This is a genomic window from Brevibacillus sp. NRS-1366, assembly GCF_050467985.1.
In genome coordinates this window covers 18,877-40,662 of record NZ_JBITPN010000002.1, presented here as the reverse complement: position 1 = coordinate 40,662, position 21,786 = coordinate 18,877, and the positions used below count along the sequence as shown (strand labels likewise).

18 protein-coding genes, 1 tRNA gene and 2 pseudogenes are annotated in these 21,786 nt (G+C 44.7%); 10 read left to right on the top strand and 11 right to left on the bottom strand.

The window, feature by feature from the left end; genetic code table 11:
- Nucleotides 1-149: 149 nt before the first annotated feature.
- From ACIFQN_RS00900 to ACIFQN_RS00880, 5 genes and pseudogenes are all read right to left on the bottom strand, one after another.
- Nucleotides 150-572 (bottom strand): annotated as a pseudogene (locus ACIFQN_RS00900) (hypothetical protein); the annotation flags it as partial.
- Nucleotides 573-673: 101 nt separating this feature from the next.
- A complete protein-coding gene (locus ACIFQN_RS00895) occupies nt 674-1,231 on the bottom strand; it encodes a helix-turn-helix domain-containing protein (RefSeq protein WP_429831137.1) in 558 nt (185 codons plus the stop codon).
- A gap of 106 nt (nt 1,232-1,337) precedes the next feature.
- Nucleotides 1,338-2,801, bottom strand: a complete 1,464-nt coding sequence (locus ACIFQN_RS00890) for an ABC transporter ATP-binding protein (RefSeq protein ID WP_429831136.1) — start codon at nt 2,799-2,801, stop codon at nt 1,338-1,340.
- 11 nt (nt 2,802-2,812) lie between these two features.
- Complete coding sequence (locus ACIFQN_RS00885; protein WP_429831135.1) at nt 2,813-3,484, bottom strand: energy-coupling factor transporter transmembrane component T; 672 nt, start codon at nt 3,482-3,484, stop codon at nt 2,813-2,815.
- An 86-nt stretch (nt 3,485-3,570) separates the two neighbouring features.
- Nucleotides 3,571-4,179, bottom strand: coding sequence for an MptD family putative ECF transporter S component (locus ACIFQN_RS00880; RefSeq protein WP_429831134.1), 609 nt, complete (start codon nt 4,177-4,179; stop codon nt 3,571-3,573).
- A gap of 122 nt (nt 4,180-4,301) precedes the next feature.
- Here ACIFQN_RS00880 and ACIFQN_RS00875 point away from each other — a divergent pair, with 122 nt between their 5' ends.
- The 4 genes and pseudogenes from ACIFQN_RS00875 to ACIFQN_RS00860 form a co-directional block, all read left to right on the top strand.
- Nucleotides 4,302-5,267, top strand: coding sequence for a helix-turn-helix transcriptional regulator (locus ACIFQN_RS00875; RefSeq protein WP_429831133.1), 966 nt, complete (start codon nt 4,302-4,304; stop codon nt 5,265-5,267).
- Nucleotides 5,268-5,435: 168 nt separating this feature from the next.
- Nucleotides 5,436-7,157 (top strand): ABC transporter ATP-binding protein, encoded by a 1,722-nt coding sequence (locus ACIFQN_RS00870; protein ID WP_429831132.1) that lies wholly within the window; start codon nt 5,436-5,438, stop codon nt 7,155-7,157.
- Between the two features lie 16 nt (nt 7,158-7,173).
- Nucleotides 7,174-8,904: an ABC transporter ATP-binding protein gene (locus ACIFQN_RS00865; protein ID WP_429831131.1), complete on the top strand. Its 1,731-nt coding sequence runs from the start codon at nt 7,174-7,176 to the stop codon at nt 8,902-8,904.
- A gap of 256 nt (nt 8,905-9,160) precedes the next feature.
- Nucleotides 9,161-9,478, top strand: a pseudogene (locus ACIFQN_RS00860) (VOC family protein); the annotation flags it as partial.
- Between the two features lie 135 nt (nt 9,479-9,613).
- Here ACIFQN_RS00860 and ACIFQN_RS00855 read toward each other — a convergent pair.
- On the bottom strand, nt 9,614-10,408 hold the full coding sequence (locus tag ACIFQN_RS00855) for an ArsR/SmtB family transcription factor (protein ID WP_429831130.1): 795 nt from the start codon (nt 10,406-10,408) through the stop codon (nt 9,614-9,616).
- A gap of 399 nt (nt 10,409-10,807) precedes the next feature.
- On the opposite strand from ACIFQN_RS00855, the gene ACIFQN_RS00850 reads away from it, so the two are divergent.
- From ACIFQN_RS00850 to ACIFQN_RS00835, 4 genes are all read left to right on the top strand, one after another.
- The gene (locus ACIFQN_RS00850; protein WP_429831129.1) at nt 10,808-11,674 is read left to right on the top strand and encodes an arylamine N-acetyltransferase family protein; all 867 of its coding nucleotides are present in this window, start codon (nt 10,808-10,810) and stop codon (nt 11,672-11,674) included.
- 151 nt (nt 11,675-11,825) lie between these two features.
- Nucleotides 11,826-12,641, top strand: coding sequence for a DUF6597 domain-containing transcriptional factor (locus ACIFQN_RS00845; RefSeq protein WP_429831128.1), 816 nt, complete (start codon nt 11,826-11,828; stop codon nt 12,639-12,641).
- A 130-nt stretch (nt 12,642-12,771) separates the two neighbouring features.
- Complete coding sequence (locus tag ACIFQN_RS00840) at nt 12,772-13,182, top strand: VOC family protein (RefSeq protein ID WP_429831127.1); 411 nt, start codon at nt 12,772-12,774, stop codon at nt 13,180-13,182.
- The gene (locus ACIFQN_RS00835) at nt 13,166-13,516 is read left to right on the top strand and encodes an MmcQ/YjbR family DNA-binding protein (protein WP_429831126.1); all 351 of its coding nucleotides are present in this window, start codon (nt 13,166-13,168) and stop codon (nt 13,514-13,516) included. The genes ACIFQN_RS00840 and ACIFQN_RS00835 overlap by 17 nt, the downstream gene beginning before the upstream one ends.
- A 141-nt stretch (nt 13,517-13,657) precedes the next feature.
- Here the strand turns inward: ACIFQN_RS00835 and ACIFQN_RS00830 are convergent.
- Nucleotides 13,658-13,733: transfer RNA gene (locus ACIFQN_RS00830), tRNA-Ala, on the bottom strand.
- A gap of 243 nt (nt 13,734-13,976) precedes the next feature.
- Nucleotides 13,977-16,601: an Ig-like domain-containing protein gene (locus tag ACIFQN_RS00825; RefSeq protein WP_429831125.1), complete on the bottom strand. Its 2,625-nt coding sequence runs from the start codon at nt 16,599-16,601 to the stop codon at nt 13,977-13,979.
- Nucleotides 16,602-16,808: 207 nt separating this feature from the next.
- Between ACIFQN_RS00825 and ACIFQN_RS00820 the strand changes: the two genes are divergently transcribed.
- Complete coding sequence (locus ACIFQN_RS00820; protein WP_429831124.1) at nt 16,809-17,450, top strand: YdcF family protein; 642 nt, start codon at nt 16,809-16,811, stop codon at nt 17,448-17,450.
- On the opposite strand, the gene dnaI is transcribed toward ACIFQN_RS00820, so the two are convergent.
- From dnaI to nrdR, 3 genes are all read right to left on the bottom strand, one after another.
- Entirely contained in the window at nt 17,418-18,359 is a 942-nt protein-coding gene (dnaI, locus tag ACIFQN_RS00815) for a primosomal protein DnaI (protein ID WP_429831123.1), read from the bottom strand. The genes ACIFQN_RS00820 and dnaI overlap by 33 nt on opposite strands.
- A gap of 7 nt (nt 18,360-18,366) precedes the next feature.
- Entirely contained in the window at nt 18,367-19,815 is a 1,449-nt protein-coding gene (locus ACIFQN_RS00810; protein WP_429831122.1) for a replication initiation and membrane attachment family protein, read from the bottom strand.
- Nucleotides 19,816-19,968: 153 nt separating this feature from the next.
- Entirely contained in the window at nt 19,969-20,457 is a 489-nt protein-coding gene (gene nrdR / locus ACIFQN_RS00805; RefSeq protein ID WP_429831121.1) for a transcriptional regulator NrdR, read from the bottom strand.
- A 138-nt stretch (nt 20,458-20,595) separates the two neighbouring features.
- Between nrdR and ACIFQN_RS00800 the strand changes: the two genes are divergently transcribed.
- Nucleotides 20,596-21,726 (top strand): HD-GYP domain-containing protein, encoded by a 1,131-nt coding sequence (locus ACIFQN_RS00800; protein ID WP_429831120.1) that lies wholly within the window; start codon nt 20,596-20,598, stop codon nt 21,724-21,726.
- The last annotated feature ends 60 nt before the right edge of the window (nt 21,727-21,786 follow it).

The window sequence follows — 21,786 nt, the reverse complement described above, 5'->3', positions numbered from 1 at the left end:
AACGGATGAGCCTGTCACTCCTTTGATGAAGGTTGGCAATTAGATATCAGCCTTAGGTGGTTTGTTTCACTGCCCATTTGGTTTCTTCGTTCAAGCCCTCCGAATAGCAGCAATTGTAAGCCATTCTTGATTCTAATCCCTTCTATTGCTTACGTTAATGCTCGTTTGACCCTGCTCGCGATTCCCTGTAGTCGCGAAACGGGCTCATTCGCAAACACAAATCGCACATATTTGTCACTGCTTCCGCTGCCCCAGTTGATCATCGGCGTGGCAGCGATTTTTCCTATATCTAGCAGACGTTTTGATGCTGTTGTGCTGTCAAACCCAAGTTTCGAAACATCAAAAAGCAATGACCAACCACCGTGAGACGGGATTACCGTAAATTCATTCATTTCCTCCAGGATCACGTCGCGCCGCCGTTGCCATTCTGCAATGCAGCCCTGAAGTCCGTCATGCCGATCATCCATCGCTTGTGAAACAGCGCCCATCGCAATCCCTGTTTGACAAACTACGTTTGAAATGCTGACTCGTGCTATATCTGTCATTATTTTTTCAGGGCCAACTATCCAGCCAACCCGCCACCCTAGCCCATTTGTTCAACCCCGATTGGGCTTATAGCGACAAGTCGCGAAACGGACATGGTTTCAACAGCCTCCCTAATGTTTTCTTGTAATTATGACTCCCCATAATACATAACCACTTGAATGGTCACATCTTCATCAGAGTTATTTATGTATTGGTGTTGAACATTGCCTGCAAAACGTATAGCTTGGCCTTCTTGTAATGCAAAGCTTTCATCACTGATCTGTAGACGAAACGATCCTGAAACAACGGTGATGTACTCTTGAACCCCATCATTGTGAGGGGACGAAATGTAGTTACATGTAGGTCTTAGAACAAGCGTAAAGATTTCCATTCGCGTTTGCGGGTCGAAAGGAAACAGTAAGTATACTTTGCATTTTCCATTATCCTCTGTAACATCCGGAAATTCTTTTCGAGTTGCAATAGATACTACTGCCTCATCCTCTTTAAGCAGGGATGAAAACGAAATATTGAGTCCCGTAGCAATTTTCCACACGGTCGTCACGGTGGGCTGTGTATCCCCTCGCTCAATTTGATGAAGCATACTTTTACTAACTCCAGTAATATCAGCAAGTTTATCTAAGCTTAGCTGCCTTTGCTTTCGAATACGTTGTAAGTTGTGTCCGATCCTGATGTGAATAGCATTCAAGAAATAACAACACCAAAAAAACACCTATAAATCTGACATGATTTTGCAGGCGAAGTAAGCATTTTTGCATATGAAAAGGCATGAATCGTATAGACTCATGCCTTTATTAGTGCTCAACTTGTTCCATTAAATGAAAAATGTCTTGATAGCTTAGTTCGTTCGTTGCGACATCTTTTGTAATCATTCCGTTTTCAAGTCGGATGATTCGCTGACATGCCCCTGCAACAAGCTCATGATCATGTGTAATGACGAGTACGTGGCAGGAACGTTTGACGAGTTGATGGATGATGTCGATAACGCGCTGGAGGTTCATACCGTCTAGTCCTGATGTTGGTTCGTCTAAGATGAAGACAGAAGCCTTTTGCATTAAGCCAATGGCAAGGACGAGCCTTTGTTTTTCACCCCCGGATAATGTAGCAGGATGATGGTCTTTTAGATGCCATAAGTCAAGGTCCTGTAGCAAACGTGAAGCCACATCCTCGCTCCCTTGATGATGTAGCAACAACTCATTCCAAACACTGTCAGTAAACAGTTGATAGACCGTATCTTGCATAACAAACCAAATATCATTCATACGCTGCTTACGATTTAGCGGGCGTCCATCTACAAATATTTTTCCAGACTTTTCTTTTGTGAGTCCGATTAATGTACGAGCAAGTGTTGTTTTACCTGCTCCATTTTTGCCAATAAGTGCAGTTACTTCATGTGTATGTAATGTGAGATTCACATCTTGCAATACAAAATCTTTGGCTTTAGGGTGACGCACAGAGAGATTTTCTATTGTCATTTTCGGCTTAGGCTCTGGAAGTGACCATATGTTCATCTCGCCCGTTTGAAGAGAAGGTGAGCGCAGCCCAAGTTGCCCGATGGCATGATATGGCATATTTTGCAGTTCATTTGGTGTGAATGTTTTTGTAATTTGACCATTTTCCATATAAATGATGCGATCCACTACGTCCATGAGATAGTAGAGCCGATGTTCGACAACAACGATCGTTTTTCCTTGTCTTTTCAATGAAAGGAGCTCATCATGAAGCATTTGTGTAGCTGACAAATCAAGGTTGGCAGAGGGCTCATCCATAACAAAGATAGGCGGCTCGATAAGCTGTGTAGCGGCGATAGCCACTTTTTGTTTTTGACCGCTAGAAAGACTCATAACATTTTGGTGACGGATCGCTTGTAAGTTTTTTTGGGCAATCACTTCTTCTAAGCGCCGTCGAATGATTGGAGGTTCAATGCCATAGTTTTCGAGTTCAAAGACTAGCTCATCTTGAACAATGGACGTAAAAAATTGTGACTTCGGATCTTGAAAGACGCTACCAATTTTTTTGCTCCATTCCCAAATGGGCAAAGCTTGTGTCGATTGTCCGTCGATTGTTACATCACCCGTGACATGTCCTTCATAAAAGTGGGGAATGAGCCCGTTAAGGATACGGCCAAGCGTTGTCTTGCCTGAACCAGATGGACCTGTAATGCAAACACATTCACCTTTTTTTATATGGAGATTGATGTTTTGTAAAAGAGGTTTTCCCGCTTGATATTCAAATTGAACATTTTGAAGAGTAATCATAATTATTCTCCTTATGCAATCCATAATGTACTAAGCATGCTGAGACCTACTATAAGTCCGACAGCATCTTTTGGTCGAAAAGCAATTTCATAATGACTTGTTTTTTGACAAGGAGCGTCAATGCCTCTTGTTGTTGCAGAAGCGCTCAAATCATCCGCTAGTCGAATGGTTCGCATGAGAAGCGGAATGATCGCATATTCGAACATTTGCTGAAGATGCAGCCAATTTTTGGGTTGTTTGAATGAGATACCGCGAATTTTTGCGTTTTCGCCAATTATTTTAGATTCTGTGCGCAAAATGGGGAAGAATCGCAATGCTATTGTAAAGGTAAGCAAAATACTTTCAGGGATTTTAAGTTTTTGCAAGCTTGCGAGTAGCTTTCCAGAAGGCACTTTTGCTAAGCCAGAAGCGATAATTACTGTCGGTAATGTTTTGAGTGTAATGGAGAGCATAAATAAAAAGATATTCAAAAATGTATCGCTCATGTAATTTGCAATGAAGTACCGTAGGAGTACGAATCCGCTGTAGCTGAGTAACCAATTGAACCCTAATCGGTAGTGGCTTTGGCATACGAGTAGAAGGAGGGCGATAGAACCAAGGACAAGTGAGCCTGCCTCAGTGACAAAAATCGCTAAACATCCACAAATGAGTAATAAACTAAACTGTAAACGAACATCAAACATAAAACCTCTCCTAATGATTCCTGTACATGACTTTTTGAAAAGCGATAGAATCCTAATGGACATGCCCATTAGGATATCGGAATTGTTTAATTATATTGAATATAACCTGCTTTTACGAAATGTTTGTTAAGTAATTTCTTCGATACATGACAACCAATCATCGCCATTATGAAAGAGAAACCAATCCCGATGGCTAGCCACATTGGTGAATAGGCATAGCTCACCATGCGATCAATTGTTTCTGGCGAAAATTGTAGCTTGTTTAAACTTTCTTTCCCGAATACATAAATGTTCATCACACCGCCAGTTCCATAAATAGCACCGTATAATCCGAACGCAACTCCTTGGCGTTTGACATTGCGATATTGGGAGCCATTGCCTTTTAAAAGAGTAAGTTCACCTAATAGACCTGCAATAGCGAAGAATGGCAGCATCAGTGGCGCGCCCATAAGCGTATAAATAAGACCTTGCACAATCGCCATAAAGAATAATGCACCACCTTTACCAACACGGATAGCCATGAGCATATACACTAAACTCGTAACGAAAAGGCTTGTTCCAGAAGTATAGGGCATCGCAACTGCCGTGAATGGTGTCATAATCATGTTGACAATGGTTTGAAGGAAAAAAATCAAAATCGTATACAAACCAATCGTAATGAAGTCTTTTGCAAGTAATTTATTAACTTTCATCATGTTTAGCTCCTTTTCTTCTATTGCTTAAATAAATGATAACGATTATCATTGTTATAAACTACTCCATTATTTTCGTAATAATCCAATCGGATCGTAAAGATAACTCAGAAGGGATGTTTCACTTGACGAATGACATTTTAAATCGAAGTTATGAAGCGCTCGAAAGTGTATACATTCAAAAAATACGCGATATGTGGCTAGGTGAGAAATATGAATACTCTCCTCGTTATGGTAAGGGAACGATCGAACGCTACATGTTAGAACCTGGAATTGAACTTACGGTATTCCGTCAATGCACGCATGAAAGACTAGCCGAATCATTGCCTTATCATCAAAAGAATATGATTGAAATTACGTCGGTTGCGAGAGGCGAATTGTATGTGCGCTATCATCCAACTAATGAATGGACGAAATGTGACAATCAGCAACTCATTTATTTTAGTTGGTCAAATCCAATTACGTACTATGATTTCCGCTGTGAACAAGCAGACGGTATTGCGCTGTATTTGAATATGGACTTGTTGACGAATGGGATTTCGGACAGTCAGAGTTGGACGCAATTGTTGCAACGGTTGTTTAAACCAAATCAGCGCATCTTCGTAAGAGAAAGCTCACCCATCCACCGTTCCATTACAACGCAACTTATGGTGCAATATGAGAAAAATGTCATGAATCATTTTCTATTGAAATCAAAAGCTTTAGAGTTTTTATCACATTGTGTGAACGATGAATTAGGGAAAGAGACGACTTTTTGTCCTGATGCCCGCATTTGCAAAGTGAAAGAAAAAATAGATACATCCTATCATTCCCCATTACAAGTGAATCAATTGGCGAAAGAGTTCAATATTCCAACGCTTGTGCTTCAAAATCAGTTCAAGCAAAGCTACCGTTATACTGTGTACCGCTATATTCAAAAACGACGAATGGATGTAGCAGCAGAAGAGTTACTTACAACAGACCAAAGCATTACAGACATTTCAATAAAAGTTGGTTATGACAACCCAAGCAAGTTTGCAACAGTGTTTAAAAAACATTACAGTGAGACACCACTTCAATATCGAAGAAAGCATCGTCTCCCCTGCAATTGAGTTATCGCAAAAAGCATTTTATAGGTTCATTTCGTAAAAAAAAGACCTTTTCAAAAGCAAAATACTTTTGAAAAGGTCTTTTTGGATTGTTTTTCATTTTTTTAGAGTGGCGATTGAAAATTACTTTCAATTATAAAAGAGATATGTCATGAAAAATGGGAGACGAAGATGAAAGAGCAAACGAATTTCGCATTTCTATGGAGCGAGACGAAAGGCGAACGCGGGAAACTGCTAGCGGCAGTCATTTTTAGCGCGCTAAGTACGATATTGACGTATGCTCCATTTTTAGTTGCATACTTTATTTTAAATGAATTATTACAACCTGATCCTCGTCTCCAACAAGTGAAAGGATGGGCATTCACCGTTGCGGGAATCATTCTCGCACGCTTTTTATTTTTAGGATTGTCAGGTGTGTACTCACATATTGCTGCATACAACGTTTTATACCAATTGCGTGCCAAGACGATGGCACATTTAGGGAAATTACCACTCGGTTACTTTACGAAAACAACATCAGGTGATTTGAAAAAAACGATTAATGAAGATATCGAGAAAGTAGAAAGTTCATTGGCGCATCAATTGCCTGATTTATCCGCTGCATTTATTGCGCCTGTTGTTATTTTTATTTACCTGTTAACGGTTGATTGGATGTTGGGCTTATTATTACTTGTCCCATTAGTGTTAAGTTATGGCATCCAAATGTTGATGTTCCGAAATGTTGAAGAAAATATGAAGCTCTACCATCGCCATTTGGTTGAGATGAACTCATCTTTTATTGAGTATATTCGTGGAATGGCAGTGTTTAAGGCGTTCAATATGACGGGAGCATCCTTTCAAAAACTGCATCAATCTATTTTGAATTACGAAAAGAATTGGGGCAAAATGGCAAAAGAGCAATCCCCTCTTTATTCATTATTCATTGTAATCACAGATGCAGCACCATTATTTGTTATCCCTGTAGGAGGATATCGTGTGCTTCAAGGTACATTGGATGTGAGTGCGTATTTATTATTTCTTATTTTGAGTATGACATTTTTAGCTTCTCTCAAACAGTTGTTGGATTTAGGGAGAGGGTTATCGATGGTATTAGAAGGAATGTCTCGATTAAAGCTGATCTGGGCAATACCTGCTCAAACAGCGGGAACGATTACGTTTGAAAAAGAAGATGTTCAATCTTTAACGTTTGACAAAGTGTTCTTTAAATATGATGAACAATATGTCCTTCGTGATATCTCACTAGAAATGAATCGTGGTGAAACGATTGCTTTTGTTGGACCTTCTGGTGCAGGCAAGTCAACTGCCGCTGAATTAGCTGCACGATTTTTCGATGTTGAACAAGGAGCAATTCGTATAAATGGAGTGAGATTACAAGAGATTGACCAGCATTCACTAATGGAGAATATCGCATTTGTCTTTCAAGATACGTTTTTAATGGAGGATACGATGTGGAATAACGTCACGATGGGTGGCGTTTATTCAAAAGAAGAAGTAGAACAAGCATGCCAAGCAGCAGAAATCCATGAGTTTATCGCCTCATTGCCAGAAGGATATGGTACGAGATTAGGAGAAGCGGGTATCAAAATAAGTGGTGGTCAAAAACAGCGAATCGCGATTGCGAGAGCGGTTTTAAAAGATGCGCCGATTGTCATTTTGGATGAAGCAACTTCTCATTCAGATGTCGAAAACGAACGCAAAATCCAAAAAGCGTTGGATTCCTTATTGCAAGATAAGATGGCGATTATTATTGCACATCGTTTGCATACGATTCAACATGCGACACGTATTTATGTATTCGAAGATGGACGTGTTGTAGAAGAAGGAACAGATGAAGAGTTAAAATCCCAAACAGGTCGTTACCGAAGCATGTGGACTGCGTATACAAAATTCTAGGAAGGAAGAGATTTACTTGTATCAAAAACTACAGCTCGTCTTTAATCAACAATTGAATCGCCTATACTTGCCGATTGTGTTAACCATTTTGGATACGTTTGGGACAGCAAGCATTTATGGTGGTGTATATTATGTTTTACTTCATTTGATTCAAGGACAATTTACCCCCGGTACATTGAAAACAGCGATGTTCATTCTTGGGATTGGTTATGTCATTCGTCTTTTGGCAGTGGGCTTTTCACAATACTTATTCCAAGTGAGAGGATCCATGTTAATTCGCGATGCTCGTCTTAACATTTCCAATCATTTGAAAAAATTGCCACTCGGATATTTTTCAAAAGAAAGCATCGGTACGATCATTAATACATGTACTGTCGATATGACACAAGTTGAGCGTGTCATTACTCATTTGATTGGAGATATGCTCAAAGTTACATTTGTTACGAGTTACATTTTGATCGTGTCCTTTTTTGTAGAGCCTAAACTCGCGCTCATTCAATTGATAGTAGTAGTGCTCACGTTGCCACTCATCGTATGGATTGGAAAATTAGGTGAAAAAGGCGGTCTACAGAAAAAGACTGTCGTGAGTGATGTATTGGCACGTGTGATGGAATATATTGATGGGATTCGCATTTTCCGTTCGTACAATCAAACAGGAACTGCTTTTGGGCGATTGAATGAGTCATTCATACGTTACCGAGATGAAAGTATTCGTCTTGAAGTGAAGTTAGTGCCGCTTAACTTTTTATTTTTTATTATCATTGATTTTATCGTACCGATTATTTTTATTGCAGGTTCATATATGTTGTTAGCGGATGAGATTCAAACGGATGTGATGGTCATCTTCGTCATGATTTCGTTAGGTGTTTCGACTTTATTTCGTCCGTTCAGTGTCTTGTATACGGAGTATAAAGTATTGTCGGTGACGATCGATCATATCGTGTCGCTCTACCAAATGGATACAGCGCATTATACACAAGAGACAGCAAACTTTGGGCATTACGAAATCGAATTTGATCGTGTGCAATTTGCATATGAAAAAGGGCAACCAGTGTTACGCGATATGTCCTTTACGATGCAACCCAACACGATGACCGCTTTAATCGGTGCATCAGGCTCGGGGAAAAGTACGATTTTGAATGTGTTAGCACGTTTTTGGGATATCGACAGCGGGGCAATTCGCATCGGTGGACAAAATATTCAAGAGATTGCACCAGATGCTCTGTTGGAACAGATGAGTATTATGTTCCAAAATGCGTATGTGTTAAATGATACGATTTATCAAAACGTTGTTATCGGTAAGCCAAATGCCACGAGAGAAGAAGTAGAGCAAGCTTGTCGCCGTGCGAATTGTCATGATTTCATTATGAAATTAGAGCATGGATATGACACGGTTGTAGGAGAAGGAGGTTCGACTTTATCAGGTGGAGAGAAGCAGAGGATTTCGCTTGCACGTGCATTTTTAAAAGATGCGCCGATTATTTTACTCGATGAGGCGACAGCATCATTAGACCCTGATAATGAAATGGACATTAAAGAAGCAGTGGATGAATTAGTGGATGGTAAGACGGTTGTCGTCATCGCCCATAAATTAAATACAATTCAACATGCAGATCAAATTCTATTCCTTGAAAACGGAACGATTCGAGAGAGTGGGACGCATGAAGATTTGATGGCACTCAATGCTCGCTACGCGTCGATGTATCGTGAACAACTCGAAGCAAAAGGATGGGTACTTCAAGCATAGAAAAACGGGATGCAGGATGCTCAAACATCTCCTTTAAGACGCCGAACGTCGCGTTGCTGAAGCCGACGAGTGTTTCTCGTTCTTAACCTTCCACGAGCATCATTTTTGGCCTATGTCCACAAGCAGGAAAACTCTTCCGTTATACTAGGTTCTGGCATTACGATGAAGATTAGTATTGGATATTGCATCCGGATAAGCATGTCGCGCATTGGAAGATTGATCTTGGGCATCCTGTTCCAACACGGACCCCTTCGACAAGGCGGAAGAAGCACGCGAGTTCTATCTTTCGGTCTTCCGAAATGCCAAACCTGGTACCATCTTCCGGTATGACCCTGGAATGGAGCCAGACAAAGAGGTGACGGTTATGTTCACTGACTTCATGCTGGAGAACACCTGGTTTGCGGCAATGGACAGCCCGCAAGAACACAAGTTCCAATTCAACGAGGCGATTTCCCTGTTGGTCGATTGTCAGACACAGGAGGAAATTGACTACTACTGAGGAGATCTATCCGCCTCGCCCGAAGCTGAGCAGTGCGGCTGGCTGAAAGACAAATTCGGCGTTTCGTGGCAGATCGATGATTCGCTGCAAATAAACAAAAAATCCCTTGCGCCGCAAGGGATTTCGTCGTCTTATTTATGGTGGAGCATAGCGGGATCGAACCGCTGACCTCTACACTGCCAGTTTAGCGCTCTCCCGTAGTGGATAGTTTTACTGCCCACCCCAATCAGAATCGCCTACTAGCGACGATCCCGTCTCAATCAATGTTTTCATACCGGACAATACGATTGGCAATCCCGTTTCCAATACATCCGATGTATTCGGTGCATTCTCGAATTCGTCGTGCACCACAGTCACTAGCGTCACACCGGCCAACTCGGCATGTGGATCGATTTCCCACGTCAAACGGGAAGGTTGCTCTTCCGCCGTCTCAGAAAGCGAGAGTAACTTCCAAGTCATGACGAGCCTGTGTGGCGGCTCTACGACCAGAAGCTCCCCACTTACCTGCACCTCTCCTTGAGGATTCAATATTTCATAAGGGGTGCCTGCTTTCCATTCCGCACGTATTGCACCATTGTACCAATACTTAGATGTCATCGACGGATCGGTCAAGGCGTTCCAAATCTCTTCAGGAGTCGATTTGATCGCGATACGGCTCACATGACGAGGTTTATTTTGTCCCATAGCAGTTGCACTCTCCACTTCTGTTTTTAAGAGCGTTAGTCCAGAAATCCACGGTTCGGCAAATTTGCTCACCCAGCGTTCGTAAATTTGGCGAATCGAAACGGGATTCAGGTAATGAAGTTTCTCTCTGCCAACCTTCCGATTCGTCACCAATCCTGCTTCCTCCAGAATATGAAGATGCTTCATGACGCCGAAGCGTGTCATCTGCAGATAATTGCACAAATCGCTTAGTGTGCGGCCATCCGATGCGTGCAGAAGGTCTAGAAGTGTACGGCGGCTTGGATCAGCCAACGCTTTAAAAATATCGTTATCGCTCTCCAACGGATATACCTCCATAAATCACCCAAAATGCGTATACCAAAATTTTTCCTATTTACGATTGACACGTTACCATAAAGTCACATATATTAAAAGTGACCTTTTGGTAACGTTTTTTTCGTAACGTCATTTATCAGCCTGTGACAAGAAAAAATTTTATCTGATCCAGGGGGATGAAGGAAGATATGTTCCCATTCCTAAGTCAACATAAGCAGGTTAGCCGAACGCCCAGCCGTTGCTATCTTTCCGCAGGCGTCATCGGAACGAATTTATCCGTGAAACAGTTCCATTCCCCCTTTTGGGAAAATAAATCGTAAAATGAGGTCATAACATGAACATTGCATTTTAAGCTTTGGAGTCACTGCTTCCAGCTGCAAATAAGGTAAAGAGGTGAAGAAAAAGATGATGACGAACGCTGAAATAAAAGCTTACGTAAAAAGGCTGGGGATCACAGACATCCAACCTCCCACTCTTTCCTATCTATTCGACCTTCATAAGGCGCACGTACAATCCATTCCCTGGCAAACCATCGACATCGTTGCCGGCAAACCCGCATCAATCGATATAAAGGAATCGGTAAATCTTCTGATTACAGGTAGAAGCGGCTATTGCTTTCACTTGAATGGTGCGTTTAGTGAACTTCTTCGTTCGCTTGGCTACAAGGTTTCCTGGCATAGAGCCGGCGTTCAGCCACTCGGACAAGAGCCACGGATAAACTCCTTTCACCTCGGTCTAACAGTCAGTCTGGCAAACAATCAGCAAGAGGAACAACGATGGATCGTCGATGTAGGATTAGGCGATATGCCCTACGAGCCGCTTCCGCTTCAAATGGGGGTATACGAGCAAGGTCCTTTTCAATACAAGGTCGCGCCTTCCAGCGTCGCTCATAACGGTTGGCGCCTTGAACACGATCCTCGCGCTTCCTTTATCGGTGTAGATTTCGCTCCTGAAATCGTGCATGACCTGGAAGAATTTAAGCCCAAACATGAATTTTATAGCCGATCGTTGGAGTCGCCTTGGATTCATTTGTTTCTTGTCCGACAGAGACTTGCTACGGGAAGCAACGAACTCAGGGGGTGCATATGGAACAGGAGGGAAGGTGACCATATAGAAAAAACGGAACTTCACACAAAATCACAGTGGCTAGAGGTGTTGGGAGATGTGTTTCAAGAACATTTGGTGAATTATAGCAAGCTGGAGCAGGACAATTTATGGAAGAGAGTCTGGAAACTGCATGAAGAATGGAAAAAAGAAAAAGTTCTGGAGTAAGCTGCCATATCGAATCAACCTGCAACATTCGGCCGACAACAAATCGGAGATCACAGACGAATGTTCGATTCGCACGATCTATGCCAGATTTTACTGTTGATAAAATTTGGAAGACTGTTAAAAAGCTATTACGAACAGGAGATGTTTCGGCATGATCATGCATACCTGCAAACCCCCAAGGCTATTATCGGCATTCGTAGATTATTTTTGGTACATGGAAAGCCAAAATACTGCATGTCAAAATGAGCTTTCATTACCGGACGGTTCCGTTGATCTCATTATTGATTTAACTGCGGATAAAGTCCTCATGGCAACTGCGTCGAACGAGACATTGCGGCTCAACAATGTATTTGTCTGCGGGCCTCATTCGAGACATTTCGTGATCTGCAATTCGCTTGAAACGAGAGTGATTGGAATCCATTTTAAACCGGGCGGCGCATATCCGTTTCTCGGTTATCCACTGGATCAATTACATAATGTCATGGAATCGATGGATGCGATTTGGGGGCATTTAGCCGGAAAACTGCGTGAGGAACTGCTCGAATTGCCAACTGTCGAGCAAATGTTTCATGTGCTTACCGACCGATTGCTGCAATTGGCGGTTAAGCCGCTTGATATCCACCCGGCGGTTCAGTATGCGATTGAGCATTTAGGTAAGAAAAACGCACAGACGGATCACGTTCGTTACATTGTTGGCCAAATCGGCATCAGTCACAGACGATTTATCGAACTATTCCAGAGGGAAACCGGGTATACACCAAAACGTTACAGCCGCATCCGACGATTTCAAGGGGTGCTAAGGAAAATGAATGAACGACAAAACATTATAGATTGGTCAGATATCGCATTCGATTGCGGGTATTACGATCAGTCTCACTTTATTAAGGATTTTCGCGCTTTTTCCGGATTGAACCCGACTGATTATGAAACGATTCCCGGGAGGCATTACAATCATGTTCACTTATGACGGATGGGGTCAATTATTTACAATACGGTCTGTGATGTTTGCTGTAAAATTAATGGATGAACAAGCATAAATCAAGTCCGCAGCTTATCGCTGAATGCATTTCACACTTTAACACGAGGAGGACATTAGGATGGGAAACGAGTGGACCCCTGCAAGATATTCTTCAGTTGTTCCGATACTGCGTGTGGAGCACGCCGATCGATTGTTGAATTTTTTGCAAGCCGTTTTCGATACGGAAGTGCTTCACCGCACGACGGATGAAAAGGGGAAGGTTACGCATGCCGAGGTGCGTATCGGACATGGCATCATTGAAGTATCGGATGCTAATGAGGCGTGGCCGGCCAATGAAACTTCACTGCATGTTTTTGTTCGTAACACGGATGAGTGCTACAGGCGAGCATTGGAGGCGGGAGCGGTTTCTCTGTATGAACCGGCGGACATGCCGTATGGAGAAAGAAGCGGTGGTATCAAAGATGAATTCGGAAACAGTTGGTTTATTGCAACGTTTCAAAGAGGTGAAGGGCGTGGCTATTACGATTGACTACGTGCGCCAAATCGCGCTCTCCCTGCCGAAAACGGAAGAAGTAGGACATTGGGGCAAACCGTCCTTTCGGGTCAACGGGAAAATCTATGCCGTAGTTCAAAAGGACGGGGTATCCGTTGTCGTCAAAACGACAAGAGACGAGCGTGAAGCGTTAACCGCATTTGAACCGGAAATTTATAGCGTCCCTCCGAATTTTCAACGGCTGCATTACATGATCGTCAATACGGAGCGCATTCGGAAGGACGAATTTCGCTCCGTCCTCGTCCGGGCCTGGCGCCTGGTTGCTTCTAAACACATCGTAAAAGCTTATGATGAACAACGGTCAACATGATCATGTGAAATACGTGCAAAAGAGTCTTAAGCGAACCTACCACACCTCACTTATGAACCATCAATATTAGACATTCCACATCCTTCGAATACGGAAACATAAATAAAAAAACGGCATCTCTGCCGTTTTGACGATTAAGTATGGTGGAGACAAGGGGGATCGAACCCCTGACCTCTTGACTGCCAGTCAAGCACTCTCCCAGCTGAGCTATGCCCCCACGATTATAATGCTGGTATTCATTTTTGGGTAGTACATTCGACCAGCTCGGACTCCCAGCTGAGCTAATGCCCCATATTTTCCTTCCAGCGTTTACCGCCTCAGTGAATTTAGTATAGCATAACGCCCTGTTACACTGCAAGCGAAAAAATACAAAAAACGCCCGCATCTATTGAAAAAGCCAACCGATTTTGACACCGGTTGGCTTCCCCTCTTTTTACTCTTACAAGCTATTCTATCTTCCCTATCTCACCGTTACCACAATCGGCGTTTTCTTGCCGCCGTAGGCCACGTAGATCGTCGCCTTACCCGATCCTGTCGCTTTGATCACGCCGTCCTTCACGTCTGCTACAAGCAGGCGGGAGGTGGTCCACAGAGCAGGCTTGGTGACATTTTCTTCGGAGCCGTCCAGGTAAGTGGCAATCGCGCTCACTTGCTTCACTTCGCCTTTGCTCATCACGATCTGCACGACATCTGTTTTCAAGTATTTCAATGTATCTACATCCACCGGAATAGATACGCTCTTGTCGTTGTATTTCGCAGTGACAGTCGACTTCCCGTAGGCACGGCCTGTGATCTGTCCTTTAGCAACGTCCGCTACCTTGTAGTTGCTCGTTTTCCAATCTGCCAAAGCTGAAACATCCATTGTACGTCCATCAGAGAAGGTCGCGGTTAGTAATACTTTCACCGTGCTTCCAGACTTGGTGGAAACAAAGCGTCTGTCTGCCTCCAGTTTGGTTACAATGCCTACTTCTACGGGAATCGTGATCGCTTTCCCACCGTATTTCGCTGTAATAGTCGCACGACCGCTGGTTAGTGCCTTCACGGTTCCATTCGTTACATCGGCAACCTTGAGTGCAGAGGAGGTCCATTCCGCATCTTTGGTTACGTTGCTTACGTTACCTGCGGAGTCTGTTGCCGTCACTTTAATGTCAGCCGACTCCCCTACATTTAAGATCAGCATTTTTGGATCAACGGTCAAGGTTTGTGCCTGATCTACCTCCACCGTAATCGTGGCAGTTTTTCCGTCAAAGGTCGCGGTAATGGTCGTTTTACCTGAGCCAATAGCTGTAATCGTTCCTTGGTTTACTTCTGCCACTGCAGCGGAAGCCGTCGTCCAAGCAGCTTCAGCACTTACCTCTTTTGTTTTTGCATCCGCATAGGTAGCCGTCAATTTTATCTTTTCGGTCTCGTCCTTGCTCATAACGATCTTTTTCTTATCGACTGTCAAGGTCTGCAATACTCCAACCGATACCGGGATGGAAATCGTGCGTGTGCCATATGTCGCCGTTACGGTTGCCGCACCAGTTGAAACACCTGTGATCAAGCCTTGGCGTACACTTGCAATAGCAGGAGCACTAGAAGTCCAAACTACTTTTTGCGTGACGTTCTCACTAGGTGTATTTGGATCTGGATAACTAGCCGTTACCGTTATTTGCTTCACATCGCCTACTTGAATCGCCACTTTGGTTACATCGGCTGTCAGACTTTGCGGAACATCTACATCAACGATGAGTGTCGCTGTTTTTCCGCCATATTTGGCAGTCAAGGTAGCAGAACCCGCCTTGTATGCGGAAATCTTGTTGCCTCCAGCAAAAACGATGTCCGCATTGTCCGAGGACCACTCGAGCTTGTCCGTGATGGTCTCAGTCGTGCCGTTCGCGAAAGTCGCTTTCACAGTCACGCCGTTGGCTTCGCCAATCGTCTTTGTTTCTTTGCTTTTCATCGTCAAGTAAGCTGGAACAATATCTAGAGCGCGTGGCACCTCTACATCTACACGCACTTGAACCGATTTATTGCCGTACTTGGCGGTGATGACGGCTTCCCCAGAAGATACAGCAAAAATTTTGCCGTTGCTGTAATAAGCAACATCTTCGCGATCTGAAGACCATTGTGCCTTGTCATTTACTACTGTTGGTGTTCCACCATTCGCATAGGAAGCTTTCAACTCAACCGCTTGCTCCTTGCCTACATGCAGGAACATGTTTTGTGGGTTGATTTCGAGCTTTTGCGTAGTATCTACATCGACTTGAATCGTAGCCGTTTTCGTACCATATTTAGCAGTAATCGTTGCTGTACCTGCTCCGTACGCGGTGATCTTCCCTTTAATTGCATCGGCTACATCAGGGTTGTCTGAAGACCATTGAGCCTTCTCTGCTACATTCTCGTCTTCACCGCCATCCGGGAAAATGGCATGGAGTTTGATGGTTTCACTTTTCAATTGTTCATTGCCCAAAAGCAAAGACACCTGATTTTTACTAGGTTCCAGTCTGTGCGCAATCTCGACGCTAATCGGAATACTCGTCGTCTTGCTTCCAAACTTGGCTGTTACATTGGCTGTTCCTGAGCTTAATCCAGTAATTTTACCGTTAATAACAGCAGCGACAGCCGTATTGTCAATCGTCCAATCTGCTTTGGTCGTTACCTCTTCTGGGTCACCTTCGCTGAAGATAGCTGTCAACTTTACGTCTTTCGCTTCTCCGATCCGGACGTTCAAGTTCTGTTTGTCCAAGGTCAGTGCCTTCACTTTTTTCGTAACAGTGACACTTACAATGACGGGCTTGCCCATGTATTCCGCCGTCACAACAGTTGTCCCCACATTTTTCGCCGTAATTTGTCCAGCATACACGGATGCAATCTCCGGGTTTTGACTGGTCCAAGTTGTCTTGACTCCAACGTCTTCCGTTTTTCCGCTCAGATAAATAGCTGTGGCGGTCAAAAGTACGGAATCACCATTCTCAAGTGTCACGTCATTTTTGGATAGAACTAGGCGGCTGATTTCATCTGCAGCCAATCCTATTCCTGCGTTTCCGGTCCCTACCAATAGCAGGACGGCCAGAAACAAGAGCATCGTCTTTTTCCAGAACATTGCTAGCCTCCCTCGCAAGTATGTAATTTGCTGTTTTTCGAAACCATTCCACCCTTACTATATCGGCTACTCAGGGAATTAATTTACTAGTTTTTTATGTCAGCTATGTGTCAAACCCCGTAACTACGCGGGTATTCATTCGTCTATATAGTTGAGGGAGCACTATCAAACACGATCAAAATGTGCGAACCAAGGGAGAAGACGAACGTGAACCATGCATATAAAACAACGAAAAAACGTTTGCTGCGAAGAGTATTTATTTGCCTTACTCTCGTAATCGTCGCGGGTGTCACCTGGTCAGGCTATTGGTGGTATCAGATTGATCAAACGATACAAAAGGCAGTTCCGAGGCACGCTGATGTAGGAATCGTTTTGGGAGCTGCTGTCTGGGGAGAAGGACCAAGCCCAGGCCTTCGCGAGCGTCTTGATCAGGCGCTGTCACTCTATCAGGAGGGGTATGTCCCTTATTTGTTGGTATCAGGAGGATTAGGAGAAGGAAAAAAAGTGACGGAGGCTGCCGTCATGAGAGACTATCTTACCTCGCATGGCGTTCCATCTGAGCAGATCCTGCTAGAATCGTTTGCTACCAATACATACGAAAACCTGCTGTTTAGCCAGCAGGTCATGAAAGAACACGATTTACACGATGCGCTAATCATCAGCCACGACTACCATCTGGCTCGCGCAGTAGTCATGGCTGAATCACTAGGAATGACGGCTTCGCCGGTTGGCGTAGAGTCTAAAGTCCTATTTGGTCCCTATCACCGGACGCGGGAAGTGCTGGCACTTACATACTGGCAGTTCACACAGTTTTTATCACGGGCTCTCTACACGCTGATTCTTGCGTAAAATCTCATGCACTTCGACAAAATGGCGGATACGCTCCATAATCCGAGCGGCCTTTGTCCGCTCAATCCGGTTGCCGTTTGAAATAGACAGATGCTCTTCCAGCTCTTCCAGCGAATAGTTGGAGGTAAACAGCGTCGGCAAGTGATTGTTAGCGCGCTGGTTTAAAATCACGCCTAAAATCTCATCCCGCACCCACGGCGTCAAGTTTTCCGCGCCGATATCGTCTAATATCAGCACTGGCACTTCTTTCAACAGGTCCAGCTTTCCGACGTACGATTGATCAGAAATCGAGTCCTTCATTTCCCGGATAAAATCAGGAACGTATACCAATAAAGAGGCAATATGACTCTCGGAAAGCTGGCGTGCGATCGCCCCCATCAAATAGCTTTTCCCAACGCCAAAGGAACCGTGGAGATACAATCCCTTGACTCGCTGGCCTGCCTCTACCTGGTTACAGAACTGGATGGCTGCCGCTACCGCTGCCCGGTTACCCGCGTCATGCTCCAGCTTGTCGAAGCTTGCCGCCATCGTTTCCTCGGAAGCGTAATAGCTGCGCATCAAGCGTTTGCGCTTCCGATCCTCTTCATGGGAAATCTGCTTTTTACAAGGGGCAATCGCGCTCACGATCGTATCATTTACCTGACTTAGTTGCGTCCGATGTCCTTTTACCAGATTGGGGCAATCAGTCAGGCCCGGACAATTCTCACACCAATACTGCTCCTTAACTGCGGTATACACATTGGAGAGCGAGCGCAAGTAATCATCGCGGGTCAATCCCGGATGCTCCTGTTGAAAAGCCTGCAAATATTTGCTGGAGCGGAACATTTTGTCCAACTGCTCATCAGGCGACAGTAATTGACGAGGTGTTCGCTTTGTCAGCTCTTGCATAAATTGACCAATGGATTCCATCTAGCACTCACCCTCCTTTCTGCTTCTTCCGTAATGACTCCAGCATTTTGCTCAGCTCTGGATCATCAGAGATGAGCTTTCCTTTTGCGGACGGTTCTCCGTTCTTCTCCTGCTCTCTTTGCCATTCCACCGAAGCCGGCAGTTTGTCCTGCAAAATAGCCCTGCCATTGCGGCGTACAGGAGATGATTCCTTCTTGCTCCCTTTTGCCTTTTCCTGTGTCTGCGCTCGCTGATCGGCCCGTTCCAGGATTTGCTTCACGGCTTCATCCACGGTGGCGATCCGCTTTGCCTTCCAGCTATCGCGAATCGTTTCCATGTACGCTTTTGGCAGTTCCATCTGCATGCTGGCAAGCGTATGCAGGATCAAGGCATTCACTACTTCGGCCTGCAGCCCATCTGCAAAAACGAGCGTTTCGGCTCGCTCCAGAAAGACCTTGCTCACTCTGCCGCCTACCACCCGTTCCAGGAGGGCAAGCGGAGACAGCAGGCGGCAGGCACGTACGAATGCTTCACTGCCTGGCTCTGGCAATCTGCCGGGTCCCCACTCATCCTCTCCCGATGTAGGGACTAAATTATTGCGATACAGCTTGTCCTCTGTGTAGCGCTGCACTAATCGCTTGCGCAGCACTTCCCCATCCAGGCTTCGGTCTGATTTGTACAAGGTCCAGTCACGCAGTTCTTGGCCCATTCCCCAACTGTCCAGCTGATAAAAATGGCAGAGCTGATACAAAAGCTCCATGCTTTTCCCATCCAAAACCTTGGACGAATCTGCATTGTCTGGCAAATAAAGACGCAGGGACGAAACACTGAGTGGATGGTTCACCTGTGCTTCGTAATTTGACTTCAAGGCAGCCTGCGGGAAGCTCGTCTCCATTTCGGTTAAAAACAGTTCTCTTTCCGAGCCTTTTTTTACTTCCAATTCAGAGGGCTTCAAGGATTGGAACACTTCATGAAAATCCTTGGTTACATTTTCTACGATCGAATATTCCTGATCGAGACCGCTTCCAAGAACGTCAGCGTACTGCTGTCTAAGCTGCTGAAAGCGAATATTTTCGATCTTGTTTAAAAGCATCAACGATAGGACGTAATCAGCAAAAAATTCAGCGGGAGTGAGAGGTGGCTTTACCAGATACTCATAGTAATAGTCGCGCTGCTGATTTTCTCGCCGCCGCACCTCTACCAGCCCGATCGCCTCCAATCGTTCACGCGCATCCAAAAGCTTATCCAGCGACAACGATGTAGTAAGCATAAGACTGCGGTGTGTGCCTTCCGTGGCGGCACCGCTTTTTTCTTGTACTCCGTGGACGAGCAGTTGATAGAGGGAGTACGATTCGACACCGATGATCGGCAAATACAACTGGGTGACAAAGCCCGTTTCGGCGAAGCTGATCGGCCTCGCCATCCGCACCAGATAACGATCCTTCGGCAACAATTCGTTCCAAACTAAACGACGCATCGGCTCTTCCCTTCCTGACAAATCTCGATTCTCCTATTATAGCAGAAGCCGTCTGCAAGTGCTTTGAAATCAGTTGGAAAGCCAAAGAAGCTCTTGCGAAATGCGTCGCGAGAGCGTGGGTTACCAAATAGTGGATAGGGGGGAAACTACCCCCTACTCCTTTGGTGGAAATAAGGAATGGCTGTTTCGAGCTTGAGCGAGTAGCTCCTCCAGCTCTTTCATGAATACATTAATATCTTTGAATTGACGATAAACAGATGCAAAACGAACGTAAGCCACTTCGTCTACATGGTACAAACGCTCCATGACCTTCTCCCCAACATCATTGCTCGGGATCTCGGCTTGACCACAGCTGCGCAGCTCTTTTTCGATATCGTTCACTACATGCTCCAGCACTTCCAGAGGTACAGGCCGCTTCTCGCATGCCCGAACCAATCCGCGCAAGATTTTATCCCGACTGAATTCCTCGCGGGTGCCATCTTTTTTCACGATCAAAAGCGGCGTTTCCTCGACCATCTCAAATGTAGTGAACCGACGTTCGCATTTTTCACATTCGCGGCGACGACGAATGGATTTATTATTATTGAAGGGACGTGAATCTAGGACTCTAGTCCCGTTATACTCGCAGAATGGACAACGCATATCAGAATCAACTCCAATACCTACGATACTTGTCTACAGTGTCCCTCAATTTCCCTGCAGAAGTCAAGTCAATCCTTGTACCTATTTCAAGCATAAGTCGAATGGAGTACAATATGGGTACTGTTGGAGGGATTTGTAATGCGTTTAGTATCTTTAAGACACGTCCAGCCAGGGATGAAACTGGGACGTACTGTTTTCACAGAAGATGGGAAAGTATTGCTCGGGGTCGGGATGCTCCTCACTGAGCGCCTGATTGGTGGCTTGGAACGTTCCGGTATTGATTCCGTCTACATTGACGATCCCCGCACTGAAGATATCGTGGTAGAAGAGGTCATTCGTCCACAAACCAGACAGATCGCTGTTGAAGCTATCGAAAAGACGATCAAACAGATTACCAACTCAAACAAATTGGCTCGAAAAATATCGTTAAAAGAAATGGGCCTTCACTTTCAACGCGCTTTCAGCTCCATCCTAGACGACCTGATGCTCAACAAGCAGATGGTGGGGCACTTGACTACAATCTCCACTCACTCGCCGTCCTTGTATCATCACAGCGTCAATGTAGCGGTACTGGCAACAGCTGTAGGCATGTCTCTCGGCTACAACCGGACACAACTGATGCAGCTCGGTATTGGTGCCATGCTGCATGATATTGGTAAAGTCAGCCTGCCCGAGGAATTGGTGCAAAAGAAAGAGCGTTGGTCAGAGGAAGAACGAGAATTGGCAAAACAACATACGATGCTTGGCTTTAATCTCTTACGCAAACAACACGACATTTCCCTATTGTCCGCCCACGTCTGTTTGCAGCACCACGAGCGGTTAAATGGAAGCGGCTATCCTCAGGGTCTGATGGGCAAGCAAATTCATGAATACGCGCAGATCGTCGGGATTTGCGACATTTATGATTCACTGACTTCTCCTCGTCCATGGCGAAAGCGGTACATGCCCCAAGATGCACTGGAATTCTTGCTTGGTTCAGGCGGTCATCTGTTCGAGCATCATCTGGTAAACGCCTTTATTAAGCATATTGCCGTCTTCCCGATCGGCAGCAGCATCGTGCTAAACACAGGCGAGATCGGTGTCATTTCAAAGGTCGATCCTGACTACTCTCATCGTCCAACCGTGCGCATCTTGAAAGATGGTCGCGGCAACGATGTCCATGCTCCCTTTGACTTGAATCTAAAAGTAAATCTCAAACTGTTTATTGTCGGCTTTGAAGATGATGAATTGTTTAGCCTCGGCGGCTTGTCTGAATCTTCACCCTCATAATGCAATCTAAAAAATACCCCCTTTGTGCTGTGTGGCAAAGGGGGTTGTTCGTTGTATTTA